This is a genomic window from Peribacillus sp. Bi96 (genome assembly GCF_918698115.1).
In the GTDB taxonomy this organism is placed as follows: domain Bacteria; phylum Bacillota; class Bacilli; order Bacillales; family DSM-1321; genus Peribacillus.
The window spans coordinates 349,957-371,669 of sequence record NZ_CAKKLV010000001.1; the positions used below are offsets into that span (position 1 = coordinate 349,957).

Consider the following 21,713-nt stretch of genomic DNA (forward strand, 5'->3'; position numbering starts at 1 on the left):
ACGCAAGTTAAGTAGTAATTCTTCCACTGTTTAGAGAAGAGTCTGAGCGCTGATCGTGATGTGCTAGAAACACTAAGTTTTTTTAATCATGGACATGAGGAGTATTCAACAAAGGATTTACTTGAAGGTAAGAAAATTGAAGCGGTCATACAAGATAAACCTGATCTGATTATATTTGAAAATTCGAAGAAGATTTGGAAAACATTATGACGAAGTTACAGAAAGGGCTGCCGAATGCAAAGATTTTAATCATTTCACCAAACCCAGTCGCAAATAGTAAAGCAGAGAATAGTTTAGGGTTGAGTTATTTTGATTATATTCAAGCTTCCGAGAAGGTCATTAATACGAATAACTGGACTAATATAAAAAGTAAAGAGGGAATTGAAAAGAAGCTAAAGACAAAGAATATGAGATTGGCTGATATTTTAACGAATGATAACATTCATCCCAATGACCAAGGACATTTCATATGTTTCGAGGTTATGCACGAATATTTTAAGTTGAAGAAGTAGTGCATTTAGTAATAAAAAGGGGAAAAGTGGGTATATCCACGTATATAGTTATTGAAAAGAGAGAGCTATCATATATTTTCAATACTTAAACAGACAAACACTTTCTTTCTTGAATGAATTCGCTCATTTCAACTTTCAAAATTCCTGATCCCATAACATCCTGCATGATTTCCATCCACTCTTATCCATGCCCTTGTCTTCTTGTTCATATAGCAAAGCCATTGAACACTTATCTCCTTAAAGTTTACCCAGATTTTCACCCATTTTAATGATAAAAAGGTACTAAAATATTGACTCAATCATAACTTTTTACAGTTTTACTTCCTATAGGCATTAAGTTAGGTTTGTGATGTTTAAACATAGATCCAATTCTCTTGATTTGCGTTAAAAAATGGGTAACAATTTATAATGTGAATAGGTCAAAAGATGTGAAATATTGTCGAAACAAATTCTTATCAATGAACATATAAGGGTATATAATATTATTATTGGTACGTTATAAAAGACTTAGAACTTGTGCTCGGATTGAGTTTTTAGAAGAAGAGGGGGGAAATAGAATTTGGGTAATACAACAAACATGCTTATTGAGCATCTTGTAAATGGATTTCATTTTTTTGTAGCACTAGTTTTGTTACTGTTATGTATTTTAGATGTGGGATTTTTTAAGCCCTTTTTTACATTTTTAACAGGAAGTAATAAAGATATATTGGTGGCAATTTATATCTTATTTCTTCCATTTGTTTACACGTTAGGGATAATTATTGATCACTTTGTAGATGACATAATCTTTAATAAGCGGGAATTTAAAATAAGGAATGAAATCTTACAAGGAAAATCTTCTAGACAGCTAATCATGCTGACAAATGACCAAAATCAAGCAAGTCAACTGGATTCTATTCGGACAAAGATACGAATTACTAGAACCACTTCTTTTAACTTTGCCATTATCAGTATATTTTCTTTAGCCCTTTTACTAACCCAATTTACCGACTCTACCCATTTTTTTATCATTTTATTCCTGATCATACTAGTAGGTCCTACGCTTTCCTACTTATCTTATTGGTCTTGGAGACAGAATACAGTTTCATTCTGTAAACGTGTAGTCGATGGATATAAAATGTATGAAGAAAAAAACAAAGAAGGTTAAGAAACCCATTATTTTTTTATACATAATTGGCATAGAGATTGACTAGTCAGTAAAGAAGGCAAACAAGGATACATGTTTGCCTTCTTGAGTTAATTGCTAAATGTATTCACAACTGTTATTTTAAGTTGATGATACAGAGGGAAGTCTGGAATCCTTTCTCCGAGTATGTCTACGATTGATTCATAATACCATCGTTGTTGTTCTTTTCCTCTTTTAAATATATTCCACACCTTTTCCCCTTGGACATCAAGATCTTTTTTAACGGAAAGTATATTATGTAACTTATCAGCACAAATTATTTGGCATACTTCTAATGGTGCGTCCTTTTTTAGATAATTAAGTGTATGCTTTTTTCTTTCTTCCCAGGGCTTTTCTTTATATGGTTCTGAACAACCTTCAACCAAACGCATTACATTTTCACCGAATACTTCACTTATTTCTTTGGATACTATGTTCGTATCCTCTATCACATCATGTAAAATCCCTGCAATAATAGTATCTTCAGAACAGTTTACTCCTAATAATAATATTCCTACTGTATATGGATGAGTGATATATGGTGATTGATTTGCTTTTCGTACTTGGTCTTGGTGGGCTATTGCGGCCATTTCAATAACTGCAGTTAATTTATTTATAAAAATTAAATCCATTAAGTCCACATCCCTTTTAATAACCAAAAGTTGAGAATGAATTCTTACAATCTTAAGGCCTGGTTATTTCATGTCATAGTTTTATTCGATTTATTATTTCTTTATACCATAATTTATAACTTGTTGATAAATAGAGGATGACTCATGGCTTAACCTAAGAATAGTATAGTAGTACGAGGGGTTTTAATGCAATAATTTTACAACACGCAAATTTAAATTATTGGTTTCAATAATTCACTATTATCTTGGTAATTATTATTACTTCAAGTTACTCCTACCTACATGTATTTTCTTCGCTATCTAACCATTTGCACTGCTCTGAAAGGGCTATATTCTATCAAATATTATGCTATTTCCCTGTTTACTTCAATAATGTTTTCCAATACTAAGTAATTCATGAGTTGGTTTGATTATTTCAAAACCGACTTGTTAGCTGTCTAAGCCATTTCAATGCATTAAAAGGATGAAGCTTGAGAGGGAATAAATTAAATCCGAAGGTTAACCTTAGAAAATACTTTTACATGTGTAGATGTTATAGACAAATTTATGTTAGTGTAGTAAAATATTCCCACTGATTGTCTTGTTTTGACGATTTTATCTCAATGTTATGTATAGATAGAAAAGGTTGAGTATAAAGTTATATGAATAGTGGACTACTATGAAGATAAAGGAAAAATATAATTATGCTAGGGGAAATGTATAATGGAACAATTATCGGAAGTTTTTAAAAATCGAATTTCTAAGAACACTGATTTAGAAGAATTGAAAAAAGAATTAGAAATAGTGGAAAGAATTTTTATTGAACAAAAAGAACATCGTAGTGAAATGGCATTAAAAATAGTTTTCATTGAAGACCGGATAAAGAAATTGGAATTGTAATACTAAAAAAAAATGAAATGAAACACAAGAATATCTAAAAAGAAGAGGCTTCTAAATTATGAGAATTAGAAGTTTCTTTTGCATTGAAAAGGATTCGTAATTTTTTGTATATTTATCTATTACTGTTTTTTGCTAGGTTGTAATGGAATAAGTTGAAGTAAAATGAAAGTTACATTTGAAATCTGGGGGATGAAGATGAACAGTCAGGAACAAAAAGAATACCAGAAGTGTATTGATCAATTCGGATTAGAACAAAATCCAAAAATACATAGAAAAATAAGTACTGGAAAGTCTGGCGCAGAAGTTTATATAGTGCAGATTACCAAAAAAGATGATGATATAATAAAAAAAATACCATCCCTTATCAAGATTTCGTCAATCAAAGAAGGGACTAAAGAAATAAAGGCGTACGAAAAAGCATCAAAATTATTGGCTGATGAAAACAAATATGCTAACTCTATTCCAAAAGTTATAGATATAAAAGAATTTGAAAATATGCATGCGGTGATGTATGAATTTGCTGGAAGTGGCTCAAGTTTTACCCTTAATGAAGCTATTACCAGACAAATGGTCGTAGATTATGAAAAAATTATGTGCAAAGTACTTCGTTTTCGTGACAATTGGGATACAGATTATATGGTTGTAAAAACAAGTGCATTTGACGCGATTATTGAAACATTAGGAAAGGAAAGATGGGAGAGGGACAAACTCATAACCCCGATAATGGAATTAGGCGTTGACACAAATAGTAGGTTAATAGGACTTGCTGGGGGTGTAGTGTTACCTAATCCCTTAATTTATTTGTACAATGAAAACCTTTGGAAAGACACAGAATTAGATATATATCTTGGTCATGTTCATGGGGATTTTCACGGGAATAATATCATAGTAAAAAATAAACGGGACGAAGTTATGGATTTAGCCATAATAGACTTTGCGGAATTAAAGGGCGAGACAAATATTTATTATGATAGTCGCTATTTAGAACTCCACCTGTTATTAGATTGTTTTCCGTTAGAGTCTTTTCAGAATCAAGATAAGTGGATGCAAATATGCGAGTATTTGACGAGAGACATTGCTAAAGAAGATGATACTGAACAAAAAGTCGAAATACCAGAGGGTATTGCCCCTTTTGACAAAATTCTGCCCCATTTTGGTGAAGAATATCTTAATTCTGTTGGTAGCGTGTTCATTAAGGATTACCTTCCTTCCTATTATCTTGCTGGGCTTTGCGCAGGTTTGGTGTATGCTAGAAGGAAGAAAATAGATATAGCTAGAAGGTTTGCTGCTTTTATTTATGCATCGTACAATCTCAGAGAGTTAATGAGATGCCTTAAAATCGATCTTCCTACTGTGTCTTCTCTGCCCTTGGAATGGCCCATTGACCGAGACGGTCAGGAATTAAATCGACTATTGGAAGAGGGGAAGTTTGATTTGTTTGCTCAACCTATTATCAATACTCGGACAGGCAAAGTGGATTTTGTAGAGGTGTTAACAAGATTTCTGGATAGTAAAAAAAGACCTGATGAATGGTTTGATGTAGCAAGAAGGTATAACCTATTAGACAGACTCAGTATTCTTACTTGTCAAAAGCTAGTGAGCGATTTCCGTTATTTTGAGGGATTGAATTTATCCGGAGTCTTTTTCAATCTGGAGGCAGATTTACCGGAAAAAATAATAAGGGAATGTCTACGCATTCTCAAAAAATGTCCTGTTCCTGTTACGATTGAAATAACAGAACATGTGAAGAAAGATCCGCAACTTTGGAAAAAAATTTGTGATGAAGAACAGATGAGTATTGCCATAGATGATTTCGGTGATAACACCGCTACAGATTTGGAAGAGATTTTAGTCTTGAAGCCAGACTTCGTGAAGATGAAGATGAAGTATGTTGATCATTACTATGAAGAGATTTCCAATAATTTAGATAGAGAGTATATTAGGAAATTAATGGTGGAACAAGTAGAAGAAAAATCGGATCTTTTGCAATTAACTCAAGTGGGTATTAAGTATGTCCAGGGATACTTATTTGCTATACCGCAAGATATTAGGAAATTGCCGATTGATCAATGGAATAAAGGGTTTCTTCAAATGATGTGAATAGAAAAGTAGGATTCACTTTGTTTAAATTTATTTGAATTTTAAGACGTATATTTTACTAATGCATCAGAACAATTTCATTGATTTTTATTGTATAGGAGATATAATAACTTAACTTTTAATACTAGAATAGAAAGATTAACATTAAACGGCAGTAAAGTGATGACGTCAACGTTCTCTACTTCGGTAGGGAGCTTTTTTATTTGGTCTTGAAACGAATGGAATTAATGGCCCTAAAACTCAAACTGAATTGATCAAAGCTCTATAAATCGAACTAAATAAACAATACAATAAAAAACTAGTTGTGGATGGAAAATGGGAGCTAAGACAAAGGCTGCCATCGTCACTTTGGATAAAGGTGCAAAAGGCAATCTTACTTGGATTCTACAAGCTGCACTATACACCAAGGATTTAACCCAGGTTCTTTTGATTCGAAGCAAAAGAGTCTGATTTTATAAGTTTCAGAAAGCTAATAGATAACTGCTGATAAGAAGGCAGGTAAAGCTACAATTAAAGAATTGTTCGATGCATAATCTCATGTGACATGACTTGTATCAAAGGGTAGTGACTTTAGTTAAAGGCAAAAAGATACGGAAAACAATTGTCATAAATCAGGAAGTTTAGGCTTTGCTGGATAGCTTCGCAGACCAACAGAAATTCAATAAATCAGATCTTATCGAAATGGCTATTCGTATTAATAGAAAAATATAAATAAGGTGCTGCCATTACGTAGCACCTCAGCTTGAAATTTCTATTAGCCATACAATTAAAACTAAACGACTTCTTTTTGTTTCATTTTTTCTTTGACTGTAACCAGTCGAAAAAGTCATCTCTGAAAACCCTCTTGGACCTTTTTAAACGAATTAAAGGAAAATCGGGTTTTCCCATATATTCATCAGCAGTTCTTTCACTAACATTTAAATAAGCTGCCAAATGCTCTACAGTTAATAATTCAGGTAGCTGTAGCTCATCGGTATCGTTCGTTATTATTTCTTCCCTTTTTACGTAATTTACGTAATTTATATGCCCTTCTCCAATACATGCTGCTACTTTCTTAGAACATTTGGGACATGTAAGTGTCTCAACTTTATCTTCCATAACAGAAAAACGCGATACTACTCCAAACAGTGTTGAACAATTTTCACATAAATAAGAATAAATACCTTCCACTTTCAAATTTATCACTCCATTGACTTATCATTAGTTAAACTAACAAAATCTATAAGTAGCCAATCTGATATGTGATAGGCTTAAGCGCTTTTCACTAATCAAGCTTCTATTATTGTGCTACCCGAAGGTACTCCTCCATTGTTAAAGCCCTTCTCTAAATTGAGAGGGGCTTAATTATTGTTTGTATAAATTAAAAATTCATTTGTATCTCTAATTTATTTATTTATATCAGTAATTATTTAAAAAATAAAATTAAATAATTATTCTGAATGATCTCTATATTACATCAAGGAGGATGAGTTCATGGCTTAAGTCATTGGCAGAAACTCTTTGGTCTATTATAACATCATCCTAATATTAAAAACTTCCTAACTATTAGGAAAATGTATAAGCTTGGTAAAGGTAAAACGCTTACATTAATATAAGTGTGAGGAGGAAATACTAATGAAAAAACGTTACGTTGAATTATTGGAACATTTAGAACAATCCGATAACAACTTTGTAAGTGGAAGCGAACTTGCTAATCTATTTAATGTAACGACAAGAACAATTAGAAATGACATTAGGGAAATAAATGAAAATTTTTTAGATAAAGTAATAATTACTGGTAATACTCAAAAAGGATATAAATTAGTTGGGGATTTATCAAATATTCAGCAAAATGAAGATGATTACGAAGAACGAGCTTTTCATATAATAAAAACACTTTTATCTGAAACTGATTTTATATCTTATGATGAACTGGCAAAAAAACTTTATTTTTCTACTCAAACAATTAGGAAAGACGTACAAAAATTATTTCAAATAATCCAAGCCGAAAAATGGAACATTGAGGTTGAAGCAATTATCTTCCAGGGGGTAAGGCTTAAGGGAAGTGAAGTAGAAAAACGTCTATTACTAAAAAAATTAGTAACAACAAATTGTTTAAAGAGAATGTCGCTTGATGAAGCGCTGCAATACTATTTTGGTGATTGGTTTAGTCAGTCCTCCATTCAATTAGTATATTCTTGTATTGAAGAAGAAGTCACTAAGTACAATTTGTTACTAAGCTCGGAAGAACTATTCTCAATATGTGTGAACATAATTATTAGTTTAAAACGAGTAGGCCTTCATCAAAAAATTGCTGAAAAAGACATGAGGTTAGATAATACTTGCTTTGAAGAATTAAAAATAGCAAAGTTAATCCTTAGTCGATTAGCTAAGGAAATGAATGTACCGTTTGACGAATATGAATATCAGTATTTATGCTACCTGTTAATTACTTTACAAATATTGCCGAAGAAAAATGAAGTAACTGTGCATGAACACTCAGATGAAATAGAGGAAAAAGTAAAAGCGGTTATAAAAAATGTTGGGGATCGATATGGTTTTTCAAGTCGAAAGAATGAAAAGTTATTTAATCGGCTATTGGTACATATTACAAAGTCATTATATCCATTAAAATATTACTTTCCTTTAGAGAATCCATTTATTTCTCAAATAAAGTCGGAATATATGAATGCTTATAATATTGCAGTGGTTTTAGCGAAAGAATTACAATTCTGCTTGAATATAAAGATACCAGAAAATGAAATCGGTTACTTGACACTACATATTATGAATATTATTGAAAATTCCCAAGAAACAAGGAAAAGAATTGCAATTATTTATGGGAAAAATCCGTTAGTAGGTAAGCTAATAGAAAGAAAAATAAATTTATACTTCCCAAATATTAAAATTGATGGTTTATTTGCAAATCATGAAATCCATTTAATTCCTGAAGAGATAGAAACTATAGTAACTACTAGTGTAATCCTTGAGGAGTATCACCTAAATGTGAAAAATTATATTCGTGTTAGTGAAATGATTACAAATGAAGATATGAAGACTATTTCTATTCAATTGAATCGTGGCTTACTAAAGTACTATTTATCTCCGAATGATCTTTATTTCTTAGATGAAGAGAATCAAATAGATGTATTAAAAACCCTTACGCAGTTTGGAGATATTCAACATCTGTATACAAGCATTAATGAAAGAGAAAAGATGTCGAGTACTAATATTGGTAATTTAGTCGCCATGCCGCATCCATTTGATTGTGGAAATAACAAAAAATTACGGGTTTTAGTAGCAATAAATAAACAAAAAATTTTGTGGGGAGACAAAATGGCTCAAATTATCTTTCTATTTATCCCTCCAAAAAATCAAAAAGTAAATAATACAAAGTTTTTTGAAGAGATTCATGATGTGTTTAAGCAAACAAACATGACAGAAAAATTATTAAATGTAACCAATTATGATGAGTTTTTGGAAGTTTGGTCTTCCAAATAATATTAGGAGGAATAGAAATGTTAATGAATATGAAAGATTTACTTTTAGTAGCTTATGAGAATAAATTTGCAGTTGGGTCATTTAATGTAGCAAATAGCGAATTTGTCAAAGTTGTAGTAAGTGCTGCAGAGGAGCAAAAATCTCCTGCTATACTCCAAATTCACCCGAATGAAATTAATTTAGTGACTGATGAGTTTGTGGCATATGTACGAGAAGCTGCGTCAAAGTCTAAAGTTCCATTTGTTATTCATTTAGACCATGGTGCAACAATCGATGATATTACTCGATCTATTAGAAATGGCTATACGTCTGTGATGATGGATGCGTCACATTTACCCTTTGAAGAAAATATGGCATTAACAAAAAAAGCAGTAGAACTTGCTCATATGGTAGGTGTGTCTGTAGAGGGTGAACTAGGTACTATTGGAAGTAATGAGGGCAGTTCAGAAGGCGGAGCAGATGAGATATTATATACGAATCCTGATGAAGCAGCCATTTTTGTTGAAACAACAGGGATTGATACGCTTGCTGTTGCTGTTGGAACTTCACATGGCTTATACCCAGAAACGAAAGATCACTCTATTAAAATTGATCGATTAATGAAGATTCATGAAAAAGTAAACATTCCTTTAGTTCTCCACGGTGGATCAGACAACCCAGATGAAGAAATAAGACAAGCTGTGGAACATGGTATTGCCAAGATAAATTTATCAACAGATATGAAGAGAGCGTTTTATAACCAATTAAGAGCTACGCTGGATGAAAATCCAAATGCTTACGAACCAGATATATTAATGCCTGAAGCAACGAAGGCAGCTATTGAATTAGTAAAGAAGAAAATGGATCTATTTGGTTCAACTGGAAAAGCATCACTCTATAAATTAGGAGAAATTTAATAGGAGGGATATATATGATGACTTCTAGTGTCTTAAGGCCAGAAAACATAATATTAGATTTAGTTGCTGAAACGAAAGAGGACTTAATTAATGAGCTTGCAGAAAAATTAAATTCAAACGGCTATTTACATGATCTTGAACAATTTAAACAGGATATATGGGCACGAGAAGATCAGGTTCCAACAGAAGTAGGGTTTGGTATTGCTATTCCACATGCAAAATCTGCTGGAGTTAAATCGCCCGCTATTATTATGGGAAGATCTTTAAGTGGAATTAAGTATAGTTCAGAAACATGTAATTTATTTTTCATGATAGCAGCCGGCAAAGATTCTTCAACTGAGCACTTAAAGACTTTATCTAAAATCTCCACTTTTCTAATGGATGAAACCTTTAGAGCTAAGCTTATTCTTGCCAAAGATAGTCATGAAGTTGTCCAGCTATTTGCAAATGCTGAAGAAAAAATGGTACAAGTAGATACGAATGATAAGAAGTATTTTGGTAAGAAATTGGTCGGAATTACTGGATGCCCTACTGGAATAGCACATACATTTATGGCTGCAGAAGCATTAAAAAATGCTGCTGAGGAGCTTGGCGTTCAAATAAAAGTTCAAACCAATGGATCGACGGGAATACAGAACAGATTAACTCAAGAAGATATTGATGAAGCAGATGGCATAATTGTTGCTGCAGATGTTAAAGTGGACATGGATGTCTTCGGTGATCGCAAGGTTATTAAAACGTCTGTTAAAAATGGGATACATCATGCTAAGGATTTAATTGAAGATGCTGTTTCTGGAAAAGGTACGGTTTTAAATCAGGGGAACAACAAGTTAAAGGAAGCAAAAGAAAAAACACGATTAAAACAACCTAAAATATACAGCCATATAATGAATGGGGTATCTTTTATGATTCCATTTGTTGTTGCTGGCGGTATATTAATCGCAATCTCCTTTATGTTTGGCATTCATGCTTCAGACTCGAATAGTTCAGAATATAATGCATTCGCTGCTTTTCTAGGTACAGCAGGTGGCAGCGCAGCTTTCGCACTAATGGTTCCAGTACTAGCGGGATATATTGCTTATAGTATTGCGGATCGGCCAGGTTTAGCACCAGGTATGATTGGTGGTATGATGGCAACCCTTGGTGGTTCAGGATTTTTAGGTGGTATGATTGCAGGTTTTATTGCTGGTTATACTATCTTAGGATTGAAAAAATTATTAAAAGGCATTCCAGATTCATTACAAAGTCTTTCCCCGGTACTTATACTTCCTTTAGTAGCTACGTTTGTAACAGCCTTTATTATGCACTTTGTAATTAATAGTCCGATGGCGTGGATTAATGAGTCGTTACAAGGTTGGTTAAATGGTTTAACTGGTTCGAATGCAATTTTATTAGGAGCGCTTTTGGCAGGAATGATGGCATCTGATATGGGCGGTCCTATCAATAAAACAGCATCAGCATTTGGCTTAGCGATGTTTGCAAATCATATTTACGAACCATCTGCTGCACTAATGGTTGGAGGGATGGTTCCTCCATTAGGGATTGCATTAGCAACAACACTATTTAAAAATAAGTTCTCCCTTGAAGAACGCAACGCAGGAAAAGCTGCTTATATTATGGGGGCATCTTTTATTACTGAGGCAGCAATTCCGTTTGCTGCAAGTGATCCATTAAGAATAATTCCAGCAAATATTGTTGGTTCAGCAATTGGTGGAGGAATTTGTATGGCATTAGGAATTTCTTTACAGGCTCCTCATGGTGGAATCTTTGTAATTCCTATTGCTGCAAGCAGTCCATTGTTATACATTGTATGTATTTTAATTGGTTCAATTATTACAGCTTGTATAATTGGAGTATTAAAAAAACCTGTTTACAGGACACAAGATAATACTAGTGAGAAGTCAGGAAATAAAACAGTAGCAATTAAAGCAGTATAATTTATACGAGTGAAAATGACATTGGTACTTTACAAAGCTACGGAAAAGTCCTTGCACAAAACTAAAGGTAGAACCCTTGAAAATTCCCAAGAGATTCTGTCATTAGATATGAATATCGTTTTTAAATAAGCTAAGGCGGGCTCTGAATCACGAATTCCATCCGAGTGCAATCCTGCATTCTGATCAAGGCCTCACATGTACTAATTTGACGGATGTGAAGGATGAAGTTGTTCGAGTTATTGAAGAATACAATGAGTCTTGTTTTCAATAGGGACTAAAGAAAATGGCCCCGGTACAATACCGGGACCACTTATTATTTTCATAGCTACTTTTTTATACTGTCCGAAAAATGGGGCACAGTTCATTTTTGAAAGTTTTTTTATTTTAAGCTCTGTTAACAAGTGTTGTTGCTTTCTTGATGATCTCATTCATTAATTATTACGAATGCTCGTTTACTCGCCGGACTCCCCTTTGAATCCCAACACCTACTCATACAACTTAATCGCCGCATCCAAATCAGGTACAGCCAATCCAATGTGAGTAATTGCTATCATATGTATCCCCCCTGATAATAAAATACCCTTTAAAGGCGGGGGTAAACGGCACCGTTTGGACAAAAAAAGAAGCAATAGCCAATATTGCTTCTTTTTTACATATATCGACCTCATGAAATTTTTTAAATCTCACCCTCTTCAAGCCTCCTATTATACTCAACTTTACTAATTAATCCCTTTGCATTACAGGTAAGACAATCTGTATAAATATCGTAGGCACCTGTACCTGCACAAACATGGCATTTAACATGAGTTTCCGGTATATCCTTATGCATGAATGAAAAAGCTTTTCCAATATACTGCAGAATAATCATTCCCAAAACTCCTTTTTTTTCTATCATACAACGAAAAAGAGAGAAGGAAACAGGGAATACAATAACATTACTTAAAACAAATAAAAACATAACATAGTTTACATAGGGTTAAAAAATGTGCTGATGCAGATGCGATAAACTGTTCTGCAAAATCACTTGTGTTTTCAGAAAAAAAGAACATCCATAAAGATGTCCTTTAATGTGTAATTACTTCATTTTTCTTAAAATCCATAGGTAAGCCAATATTGAAATCCCCACAGAGACTGCTGCCATTATGTAAATAATTATATACCCGAAAAGATAGCCGATTTGTCCGAAGAGGATGGCCCCGAAACCGATTCCAAGATCAAAGAAGGAATAGAAAGTGGCATTGGCCATGCCTTTTCGATTTCGGGCCGCGTGTTCAAGAGACCACGCTTGAAGAGCCGGTTGGACAGCACCGAATCCAATGCCATAAAAAATAGCTGCCAAATACAGAATCATGTTACTTGGCATCCAGGCTAGCAATAGCATCGCCATTACGATAAAAAGAGTGGACGGAATGAAGACAGCTTGATGTCCATTTTGATCATAGATCTTTCCAGCAAACATACGTGTGAAAATAAGCGCTAAAGCGTAAAGAAAAAAGTATCCTTGAATACCAGTCAGACCTTTTTCGATTGTATAAAGCGGTAAGAAGGTGGCAGTCCCGCCAAAAGTTACCGTATGAAAAAAACAAGAACGGACGGAGCAACAGCGCTTTTTTCATAAATGTCAAACCTATTAGTTTTTACTGGGACAGAAGCAAGATCTACTTTTTTATAAGTAATTGTTGAGGCCATGATCCAAGCTGCCAGGCTTAATACACCGCAAAATAAAAACAAATGTTGAAAGGGTAAAACATCCGCTAAGAAAAGCCCGAATGAAGGACCAAAAGCCATCGCCAAATTCCCCGATAAAGTGAAGTATCCCATTCCCTCACCCCGACGCCTTGCTGGGATAAAATCGGAGGCGATCGTACCTGATGCCGTGGTCATATATCCCCAGCCAATCCCTTGTACAATCCTTATGGCGCATAGAAGGAAAATACTCATCATAAATCCAAACGAACCAATCGCTACAGCCAAAAGGGCTAGACCGAACAAGAAAACAAAGCGTCTACCTTTTGTTTCCAGAGCCTGTCCAGCAAAAGGGCGGACAATCAGGGCGGAAAATAAAAACATGCCAGCAACTAACCCAATATACCGTTCATTTCCGCCAAGCTCTTTTACAAAAAGCGGAAGGGTAGGGGAAGTCATCTGAAAAGATAAAAAAACAAAAAAGTTAGCCAAGAAAATCATAATAAAATCACGCGACCAGATTTTATTCACAACCGGAAGTTCTTCTTTTAACAAGGGTACACCCATAATAGTTATTCTCCTTAATTGATAGTAATTATCATTCTCACTTTACTAAAGTAATAGAGAACAATCTATAAAAATTAAGTGATCACTATAAATCTAAGTAATATTGACTAATAGTTAGTCCGTAAAATTATTATAGAAGTAAAAAACTAGGATGGAGGTCACTTTATATTCAGAATACAGAAAATTTAATTTGTGATAATTTAAAAAAATTTTATATTTATGTAAATTAAATAAGTAAAATAGACTGATGAGGTGAAAAGTGGATTTTTTAAGTTATGGATATTCGTTCAATATATTACCTTATATGAAGGTGCTCTTTGAAAATAAGAAATGAAGTGTTGAAAGTGGAATCTGTTGGATTGAACGTTTTAGTGAGTAAGGACACAAGAATTCCCAGGAATCTCTTATCAATTTTTTATTGTATTGCCCGCAGGTCATGTTCCTGCCTATACAGAACACTATGCACGAAACAAACGTAGTTGAAATATACTATCTTTACCGTGCAGCCCCAATGGAAATCAATTATTTTCCTTGATAAGTATGGTGACTTTGTAAGAAATTAGGCAGTGTTATTAAGAGTTCATATTATTAATGTGAAATTTTAATTAAGGACCTTTTTTTCCATTTAATAAGGTATATTATGTTGGGGAAATGAGAGAGATTAAAGGAGTTAATTATTGGTACAGAGAAATTAATGGAGAGGAAGTAGATTCTCTAAAAAGTAGAAATAAACCTATGGTTGTTAAACTAAATTCTGAACAACTTGATGATTTTATTCAAAGATTTCCAAATACCGGAGAGTTTTTTTGTTTAACATATAACATTCATGATGATAATACAGTCACTTTTAACGATAATTCGGATGGTAGAGTTCTAGAAGTATTGAATTTGGTTAAGTAATTGTATTTTGGAGTATCCAGAAGAAATGCTGGTTTTTTTGATTTTATATATAGGTATATTAATGAGGTTTGGTTATTATCAAAGTCGAGATATTAGAAGATAAAACAGCATCTATGAAACTCACAGTAAATGGAGTAGGTGACAATTCGACAAAAGTAACTGGCAAAGCGGAAGCAGGCTCTACCGTTACTGTCAAAATGGGCAGCACTGCGCTCGGAAAAGCAAAGTCCAATGGTTCGTTCGCCGTACGATGACGAAACAAAAGGCCGGTAAAGTTCTATCCGTAGCAGCAACCGACAAGTCAGGAAATACGAGCTCGGTCAAAACAGTTACAGTCACAGTTGCAGACAAAAAAGCACCAATTAAACCGGTAGTCAATACGTTAACAACAAAAACGACAAAGGTAACCGGCAAAGTAGAAGCCGGCTCTACTGTATATGTTAAACTATCTGGAAAATTCATCGGCGCTACCAAAGCTTCGAGAAAAGGCAATTTCACGGTCAAAATTTCTAAGCAAAAAGCCGGAAAAAACCTGTACAACTTTGAAGATAAAGCGGAAAAATGTGAGTGCCTGAAAAAAGTTATTGTTAAAAAGTGACGAGAATATTATGTTTTGAATATGCGAAGCCTATGAGTAAAACTTGGAGGCTTTTTTTATCTATTGGCTGTCGAGTGTTCTAGTGAATTAAACATTGAGAGTGGGATGGAAGTGGGGGAAGCATGACGAGTTTATTCTTTATTATTTGCAAACATAGTGGAAATTTATACGTGAAACATTGGCGGTGATATCCAACCTTTTTAACAGCAGATGAGGAAAGAATCATATCTCAGGATGTATACTGACTTAAAACTATAAAACTAGGGTCCGTATTAGATATGTTTTTTAATGAATATCCATCCATCCCCCATGCTCGTTTCGTTGGTTTTTCAGATCTTTTACCAAATTTAAATGCATTCGAGAATCCTGATATACTATATCCAATAGAACTATCTTGAGAAAAGGTAACTTGAAACTCCAATCCTTTTGAATTCAGCGGTACATTAATAAGATTTATAGACCTTATGTCGGATTGAGCGAGCACATAAAAATCCCTAGCGATTGTTAAGTCTAAATTAACAATACCATCAATTACATAAATTGTTTTTTGGGGTAAATTTCCAACGGGAGTAACTTTCTTTCCAGCTATTGTTTTCATTGGTGAGCCACTTTTTATAAAACTGAAGAATTCATTATCAAAATACTCAACATAACCTGTATAATATCCAGAGGTTGAACTAATTCGATTATATCTACCCTTGTCGATTATTTTTTCTAAATTACTTCCCAAACCAATTCCGTTGTACAGACCATTATTTTGTGTGATTGCTCCCCAGTTTACTAATTCTGTGAGATGAGGCATTTCGTATCTACAAGAATAAAAATCATTATTAAGTGTGAAATTGCCAATAATACACTTGGTATAGAACCCTTCAAAACTTACATTATAGAACTTGTTACTATTGTTCCAACCTGCTTCATCACTATCAAAAGACACTTGGAAATTGTCTTCAGGAACGCCAAAACCATTTCCAAGCGAACCTCCATAAAATGTGTTTTCTGTACACCAACCTGAATTGTTACGAGATTTCATAACTATTCCAAATCGGTGATTCTCCATTCTTCCGATATAAAAGGTATTGTAGGAAGAACCTTCTGCGTTTATTAATACTTTTTCAGCTGTTACAATCAATCCGGTAGTAAAACCTGTGATTCTAGGAAATCTAAAAATCCCAAAGTAACTATTGAAAATCTGTACACCTACACTATTATCACTCCAGTCTTTTATCTTTTTTTCTACAGAAATATCAACATCTAATCTATTGGAATCAGCTCCCCAAATTCCTAAACCATTACCGAAACTAGAAAGTGTAGGCTTAAATAAAAGGGCAACTCCATTATGATGTGAAACAATTATCGCTCCACCCTTTATTGAAATAGCCTTATCTACAGTAATTGTGCTAAAGGTATTATAGAGTACATTATTTGGAAGAAGTAATATATCTCCTTGTTCTGCTTCAGAAATAGCTTGCTTTATTGCTACTGTCCAATCTTGTATTCCCATATAATCTCTGACAAGGTGAATGTAAGAATTTATATTTACTTTTTTCATTAATTATCACCACCATTCTCATTTCGTTGCTTCCATCAAATTTTGTAACGGCTTTCCGAATTTTGTAGTTGAGGAATAAGAGAATGTCTTATTTTGTTTTTAACTTGTGACACCTAGTTTGTAGAAGCAGGCTGGATTGACACAGGTTTGTTTCACTGCTAATCGCGTTGTTAATCTCCGTACTGAATAAGGCTTATTATAGAGTATTAGTTAAATACTCAATGAATTTGATATCTGTCTGTTTAACATAATATATTCATCAAACCAAGTTTTTGCATAGGTAGATGTGTTACTTCTTTTAAAAAGGTTTAAAAGTAGGCGTACGGGCACCTGTTTGCGTAAGACTAAGTAATTCTTGCTTACTCTAGTAGTTGCCTTATTGTGAAATGCTACCCAGCTATCACAGGTACAATTAACTTTTTTGGTTGGTTCAATTATTTTATCTTGGGAGTATTTTTAAGTTAGAATCAAGTCACTTTGCCATTGTAGATATAAACGAATTACCTAATACGCTAATTAACTTTTCCTAGTTTGCTTTTTTATAAAGGAAGATATTTCGATCACTTATCGATTAACAGATTTAGTGTCCAATACAACGGTATCAAGGAAAAACATTACTGCCATCAACACCTAGAGCCTCCTCCGATAACATTGGAATAGCTATCTAGATCTTTTTATATCGATGATAATCCATTTCACATTAATAGAGTCTTTGGAAATTCATAATAAAAGGGGGGAGTCCAAACCTTACCCCTTGACAATTAGAACATAGCTTACGATAGTTTAATTATAGATTCCAGTATGTGTTCACAAACCGATTACTGGAGGAAGCAAGATAAAATATGGTGTTATAAATCTTTTTTTTGTATCTGACAAATGTGCAACAAGTGAACTTCTTTTTTTACATAAAAAAAAGAACATCCTCAAAGATGTCCCATTTATATATAATTACTTCATTTTTTTTTAACGCGTTGTTTGTTCCTACCTTAATGGTAAATGAATAAATTGAATTTTATCATTAGCTAACTTTATCTTTCTTAGATATTTGTTTATTACTATCACCCTTTTCATGATTGAGTTTACGAATAACAATGGCACGTACCTGACTTGTTTTTCCTTCTGTAAATAGCGACATTACATACGTTATAAGAATAATACCTAAACAAATACCAACCCCAATAAGCATGTTACTGTAAGTCGGTTGCATCCGGTCGAATCCAAGATTATTGATAAAAGCAAATAAGAAAATTAGTACAGGAAAATGCACTAAGTATAATGTGAATGAAAAACTTGCGATTTTTTTTGAAAAACTATAATAAAGAAGTTTTAAGTTTGAGAACGTGATAAATTTCGTTTCAAAATGTACAATCGTATAAATAAAAGAAGAAAAAGTGATTGCTACAAATAAATCTCCGACAAAAGCAGATGGCAAAAGTCCAAGTCTACTAATCCCTAAAACTGCAATAAAGGAAAATAACACTACAGATTTAATCATAATTTTGTAAAAATTACTCTTTATTTTTATTGCCGGTGATACTAATATCAAAACACCTAATAACCAGATAATGAAATATTGTAGAATTTTCACACCTAAGACTGTCATTAATAAAATAGTTAAGATGCTATATAAGCCAACCATAAAACCACTTTTCTTTTTGACAAAAATAAATAAGATACACGGGAATAAAATATAGTACCAAAACTCATAACTCAGACTCCATAACGGATCATTAGCACCTAAAACTGGGACAAATATTTCTTGAAGAAAAAACAAATTGCCAACCAGAACACTAAAACTTAAGCCGTTATCCATATTCTTTGGAAAGAAACTGTAATCAAGGAAATTTGATCCAATCAAATCAATAATAAAACCAATAACTAATACTGGAATTAAAACTACATAAAGCCTTGTTAGTCGATTTATTAAATAATATTTCCACGACCAGGTATTATTATAGACTTTCGTTAAAACACTGTTTGAGATGAAAAACCCACTAAGAACAAAAAATACGATTACAGCTTGATGCCCTAAACCCGCAATAGAATAAAGCAACAACAAAATTGCGTTAGGAAAATCGATGTCCTCAAATTTCACAAAAAATATGTTTCTAAAATGATTTACAAGTACTAAAATTGCCGCAACGCCTCTTATAAAATCTAAATGATAAGATGAGCTTCCCTTCAATAATCCATTGTTTATTTTAATGTTATTTTTTATAGAATTATTCATATAACAGACCTTTCTTTGAAATTTTTACTCAGCTTATCATATCATTTATTCTATAAAAATAAACACATATTAAGTAATTGTAGGGAAGCCTCACTCATAACACTTTGACTTAGGTTGTTGTGTCTGTGCTATCTACCCAATCATAGATATTAATATTGTTTTTGTGAAGGTACCAATTATTCTATGCCCCTATATCAATAATGGCGGCGTGTTACCTTTAGTAATGGTAACAGATTTAAACTCTCTAACTTTGTATTTTCTATTGGGATTTATTAACCTTTACTAACCGTTATTCTCCATAGACCACGCTCTAAGAGCCGATTGGACAGCACTGAATCCAATGCCGTAAAAATAGCGGCAATCTCACCAAAAGATACCTTAATGAAAAAACAAGAACAAAAATACGAAAAAAGATTTTGGAAAAAGTGGCTGAACTAATTGAAGTGTTGAAAGTAGAATCTAATGTTTTGACGTTTTAGTGGGTCAGGAAAGAAATATAGTTGTAAATGCATCTTTACCGTGCAGCCCAATGGTAATAATCTGTCGGATATTCGGAAGAATTGTTAAGAGTTAGTATCATTAATGTGAAATTTAATTAAGTGCATTTCATTTACCAAATAAGGTATAATGTTACAGTCGAATAAGAGAGAGTAAAGTAATTAATTATGGGTCAAAGATATTAATGAAGAGGGAAAAAGATACTCTAAATAGTAGAAAGAAACCTATGGATGATAAACTAAATTCTGAACAACTTGACAATTTTATCTAAATATTTCTCAATGCCGGAGACATTCATGATGATAAGACGGTCACTTTTAACTATAATTTAGGTGGTAGATTTCTAGAAGTATTGAATTCGGTTAAGTGATTGGTGCTTTGGAGTAACCTGTAGAAATGCTAGTTTTTTAAAATCCTAAATATAGCTATATTAATGAGATTTGGTGATTATCAAAGTCGAGTGATGCCGTAATTAGATGGAATATTATCCTTTATTCAGTTGTTTCGATATTTATAATTAATAAGAGAAGAACAGATAGAAAGAGAAAATCACAAGCCTGCTAAAGAATAATAGTGTTTATTTAAGAGTGCTCATAGAAAGCATTCTAATGTTAGGACTTCCATGTCAGTCCGTAAGGTTTAAAAATTGGGGGTTAAAGATGAAGAAATATGGTTTATTATTTATGGCTGGAATTTGTTTAGTAGTATTGGTTTTTGGTCATCTTCATTGGCAAACATGATTCAAGCAGCGGGGATAGAGGAAAAAAAGCTGAAGAAAGAATAAAAGAAAAGGAAAAAGAAGATAGGTAAGCTTTGAAACAAAGTTTAATATCAGGAAGTAATAAACAGCAGCCACTAATAGAGTAAGATTAATTGGGTTACAAATTGCTTACACAAGAAAAGGTTCTTGTATCCCTTATTGCAGTAAGGGTACTTCAGGAACTGGTGTAGTGCTAAATTATTTGGATAATATTAAAGCTTCTGAAAAGGGTTATTAAATAAATAAATAAATGGACTTATATAAATAGCATGAATGGGATTGAAAAAAACTTAAAGAAGAGAATGGGCATTACATATGGTTCGAGGTGTTGTACGTAAGGGGAGTACTATCACAAATATGTTTGTATCTCCAGTATAGAAATCAAAAATACAGATAATGGAGAATAAGCTAATAGCTTGTATGCTTCCATTAGTAGTCAAAAAAGGTGAAATAGGAGAAAAGTGGTAATAATCACTTTTCCCTCTCTGAAATTAGTTTGAAATAAGAATGAAAAGTGGGCTTTCGATGTTAAAGAATCAAAAAAGAAAAACAAAATTTCTCATGTTTAACGAGCAGTTCATTTCCTATCCTCGATAAATTCGCGCATTTCTTCTTTCGATATTCCTGAACCAATAATATCTTTCATGATTTCCTTCCACTCATCATCCATACTGTGGTCTACTTGTTCATACAGGAGGGCATCAACAGTTATACAAAGGATACTAGCGAATTTTTCTAAAACTAAAATAGTAGGATTAGTTTGAAGGTTTCTTTCCAGTGAGCTTATATATGATTTTGCCACTCCGGATTTTGTTGAGAGTTCACTAATTGACATTTTTTTTTCTTCTCTAAGCATTTTAACTCGGTAACCTATCATTTACATCACACCTAACCATTGATATGTATTATTAATTATATAATATTTCCAATAAAATCCTTTAATAATTACTAATTTTATTGTGAAACTATCTCTTTTAGTCTACACAGTTTTTTACCATTTTTAATGATAAATACGCACTAAAATACTTGACCTAATCATATGTATAAACAGATTTTCTTGTTTCTATAGGCATTTAGTTAGGTCTTGCTTTTCAAAAGTGCTTCTAATATTATTAGTACACAAGGTGGATATAGTGTTTACTAATATTTACATAACCCCCCGCCTAAAAACCCATTCTCTGAATGGGTTTTTAGGCGGGGGGTTATGTGAAATGGTTACACGGAAAATTGTGAATATTCCCTTTGTGAAATCATGTATTTCCTTATAAAATTATCTAGCCATTAGAAAAGTATCAATCAATGTAAATTTCATGTAAATTTC

The 21,713-nt window shown here is 33.0% G+C and carries 18 protein-coding genes and 1 pseudogene; 11 read left to right on the forward strand and 8 right to left on the reverse strand.

What is annotated here, in order from left to right:
• The first annotated feature begins 206 nt into the window (after positions 1-206).
• A complete protein-coding gene (locus tag LQ203_RS01700; protein ID WP_230155050.1) occupies positions 207-512 on the forward strand; it encodes a hypothetical protein in 306 nt (101 codons plus the stop codon).
• 559 nt (positions 513-1,071) lie between these two features.
• Positions 1,072-1,659, forward strand: coding sequence for a hypothetical protein (locus LQ203_RS01705; RefSeq protein ID WP_230155052.1), 588 nt, complete (start codon positions 1,072-1,074; stop codon positions 1,657-1,659).
• An 89-nt stretch (positions 1,660-1,748) separates the two neighbouring features.
• Here the strand turns inward: LQ203_RS01705 and LQ203_RS01710 are convergent, their stop codons facing one another.
• Positions 1,749-2,309 carry an HD domain-containing protein gene (locus LQ203_RS01710; RefSeq protein WP_230155054.1) on the reverse strand — a complete coding sequence of 187 codons (561 nt, stop codon included), beginning with the start codon at positions 2,307-2,309 and terminating at the stop codon, positions 1,749-1,751.
• Between the two features lie 702 nt (positions 2,310-3,011).
• Between LQ203_RS01710 and LQ203_RS01715 the strand changes: the two genes are divergently transcribed.
• From LQ203_RS01715 to LQ203_RS27415, 3 genes are all read left to right on the forward strand, one after another.
• Entirely contained in the window at positions 3,012-3,188 is a 177-nt protein-coding gene (locus tag LQ203_RS01715) for a hypothetical protein (protein WP_230155056.1), read from the forward strand.
• Between the two features lie 195 nt (positions 3,189-3,383).
• Complete coding sequence (locus LQ203_RS01720; protein WP_230155058.1) at positions 3,384-5,288, forward strand: EAL domain-containing protein; 1,905 nt, start codon at positions 3,384-3,386, stop codon at positions 5,286-5,288.
• 315 nt (positions 5,289-5,603) lie between these two features.
• On the forward strand, positions 5,604-5,738 hold the full coding sequence (locus tag LQ203_RS27415; protein WP_290370504.1) for a hypothetical protein: 135 nt from the start codon (positions 5,604-5,606) through the stop codon (positions 5,736-5,738).
• Positions 5,739-6,080: 342 nt separating this feature from the next.
• Here the strand turns inward: LQ203_RS27415 and LQ203_RS01725 are convergent, their stop codons facing one another.
• On the reverse strand, positions 6,081-6,464 hold the full coding sequence (locus tag LQ203_RS01725) for a hypothetical protein (protein ID WP_356713672.1): 384 nt from the start codon (positions 6,462-6,464) through the stop codon (positions 6,081-6,083).
• 438 nt (positions 6,465-6,902) lie between these two features.
• Here LQ203_RS01725 and LQ203_RS01730 point away from each other — a divergent pair, with 438 nt between their 5' ends.
• The 3 genes from LQ203_RS01730 to LQ203_RS01740 are packed head-to-tail and all read left to right on the forward strand — an operon-like array spanning position 6,903 to position 11,601.
• The gene (locus LQ203_RS01730; RefSeq protein WP_230155060.1) at positions 6,903-8,768 is read left to right on the forward strand and encodes an HTH domain-containing protein; all 1,866 of its coding nucleotides are present in this window, start codon (positions 6,903-6,905) and stop codon (positions 8,766-8,768) included.
• 17 nt (positions 8,769-8,785) lie between these two features.
• The gene (locus LQ203_RS01735; protein WP_230155062.1) at positions 8,786-9,664 is read left to right on the forward strand and encodes a ketose-bisphosphate aldolase; all 879 of its coding nucleotides are present in this window, start codon (positions 8,786-8,788) and stop codon (positions 9,662-9,664) included.
• A gap of 14 nt (positions 9,665-9,678) precedes the next feature.
• A complete protein-coding gene (locus tag LQ203_RS01740; RefSeq protein WP_230155063.1) occupies positions 9,679-11,601 on the forward strand; it encodes a fructose-specific PTS transporter subunit EIIC in 1,923 nt (640 codons plus the stop codon).
• Positions 11,602-12,117: 516 nt separating this feature from the next.
• Here the strand turns inward: LQ203_RS01740 and LQ203_RS01745 are convergent.
• The 3 genes and pseudogenes from LQ203_RS01745 to LQ203_RS01755 form a co-directional block, all read right to left on the reverse strand.
• Complete coding sequence (locus LQ203_RS01745; RefSeq protein ID WP_230155065.1) at positions 12,118-12,288, reverse strand: hypothetical protein; 171 nt, start codon at positions 12,286-12,288, stop codon at positions 12,118-12,120.
• The gene (locus tag LQ203_RS01750; protein ID WP_034308728.1) at positions 12,278-12,469 is read right to left on the reverse strand and encodes a hypothetical protein; all 192 of its coding nucleotides are present in this window, start codon (positions 12,467-12,469) and stop codon (positions 12,278-12,280) included. Before LQ203_RS01750 ends, LQ203_RS01745 begins: the two co-directional genes overlap by 11 nt.
• Before the next feature lie 207 nt (positions 12,470-12,676).
• Positions 12,677-13,854: pseudogene (locus LQ203_RS01755) on the reverse strand (MFS transporter).
• A gap of 651 nt (positions 13,855-14,505) precedes the next feature.
• Between LQ203_RS01755 and LQ203_RS01760 the strand changes: the two are divergent.
• The 3 genes from LQ203_RS01760 (at position 14,506) to LQ203_RS01770 (ending at position 15,352) form a co-directional block, all read left to right on the forward strand.
• Positions 14,506-14,754, forward strand: coding sequence for a hypothetical protein (locus tag LQ203_RS01760; RefSeq protein WP_230155067.1), 249 nt, complete (start codon positions 14,506-14,508; stop codon positions 14,752-14,754).
• 113 nt (positions 14,755-14,867) lie between these two features.
• On the forward strand, positions 14,868-15,008 hold the full coding sequence (locus LQ203_RS01765) for an Ig-like domain-containing protein (protein ID WP_230155069.1): 141 nt from the start codon (positions 14,868-14,870) through the stop codon (positions 15,006-15,008).
• Entirely contained in the window at positions 15,005-15,352 is a 348-nt protein-coding gene (locus LQ203_RS01770) for an Ig-like domain-containing protein (protein ID WP_230155071.1), read from the forward strand. Before LQ203_RS01765 ends, LQ203_RS01770 begins: the two co-directional genes overlap by 4 nt.
• 229 nt (positions 15,353-15,581) lie before the next feature.
• On the opposite strand, the gene LQ203_RS01775 is transcribed toward LQ203_RS01770, so the two are convergent.
• From LQ203_RS01775 to LQ203_RS01785, 3 genes are all read right to left on the reverse strand, one after another.
• On the reverse strand, positions 15,582-16,904 hold the full coding sequence (locus LQ203_RS01775; RefSeq protein WP_230155072.1) for a hypothetical protein: 1,323 nt from the start codon (positions 16,902-16,904) through the stop codon (positions 15,582-15,584).
• 1,018 nt (positions 16,905-17,922) lie between these two features.
• Complete coding sequence (locus LQ203_RS01780; protein ID WP_230155075.1) at positions 17,923-19,134, reverse strand: acyltransferase; 1,212 nt, start codon at positions 19,132-19,134, stop codon at positions 17,923-17,925.
• Positions 19,135-20,969: 1,835 nt separating this feature from the next.
• On the reverse strand, positions 20,970-21,269 hold the full coding sequence (locus LQ203_RS01785) for a helix-turn-helix domain-containing protein (RefSeq protein WP_230155076.1): 300 nt from the start codon (positions 21,267-21,269) through the stop codon (positions 20,970-20,972).
• Positions 21,270-21,713 lie beyond the last annotated feature (444 nt).

Coding starts and splice junctions, on each gene's coding strand:
- LQ203_RS01700 (WP_230155050.1), top strand. CDS start 207: ATGACGAAGTTACAGAAAGGGCTGCCGAATGCAAAGATTTTAATCATT.
- LQ203_RS01710 (WP_230155054.1), bottom strand. CDS start 2,309: ATGGATTTAATTTTTATAAATAAATTAACTGCAGTTATTGAAATGGCC.
- LQ203_RS01715 (WP_230155056.1), top strand. CDS start 3,012: ATGGAACAATTATCGGAAGTTTTTAAAAATCGAATTTCTAAGAACACT.
- LQ203_RS01720 (WP_230155058.1), top strand. CDS start 3,384: ATGAACAGTCAGGAACAAAAAGAATACCAGAAGTGTATTGATCAATTC.
- LQ203_RS27415 (WP_290370504.1), top strand. CDS start 5,604: ATGGGAGCTAAGACAAAGGCTGCCATCGTCACTTTGGATAAAGGTGCA.
- LQ203_RS01730 (WP_230155060.1), top strand. CDS start 6,903: ATGAAAAAACGTTACGTTGAATTATTGGAACATTTAGAACAATCCGAT.
- LQ203_RS01735 (WP_230155062.1), top strand. CDS start 8,786: ATGTTAATGAATATGAAAGATTTACTTTTAGTAGCTTATGAGAATAAA.
- LQ203_RS01740 (WP_230155063.1), top strand. CDS start 9,679: ATGATGACTTCTAGTGTCTTAAGGCCAGAAAACATAATATTAGATTTA.
- LQ203_RS01750 (WP_034308728.1), bottom strand. CDS start 12,469: ATGATTATTCTGCAGTATATTGGAAAAGCTTTTTCATTCATGCATAAG.
- LQ203_RS01760 (WP_230155067.1), top strand. CDS start 14,506: ATGAGAGAGATTAAAGGAGTTAATTATTGGTACAGAGAAATTAATGGA.
- LQ203_RS01765 (WP_230155069.1), top strand. CDS start 14,868: ATGAAACTCACAGTAAATGGAGTAGGTGACAATTCGACAAAAGTAACT.
- LQ203_RS01770 (WP_230155071.1), top strand. CDS start 15,005: ATGACGAAACAAAAGGCCGGTAAAGTTCTATCCGTAGCAGCAACCGAC.
- LQ203_RS01775 (WP_230155072.1), bottom strand. CDS start 16,904: ATGAAAAAAGTAAATATAAATTCTTACATTCACCTTGTCAGAGATTAT.
- LQ203_RS01780 (WP_230155075.1), bottom strand. CDS start 19,134: ATGAATAATTCTATAAAAAATAACATTAAAATAAACAATGGATTATTG.
- LQ203_RS01785 (WP_230155076.1), bottom strand. CDS start 21,269: ATGATAGGTTACCGAGTTAAAATGCTTAGAGAAGAAAAAAAAATGTCA.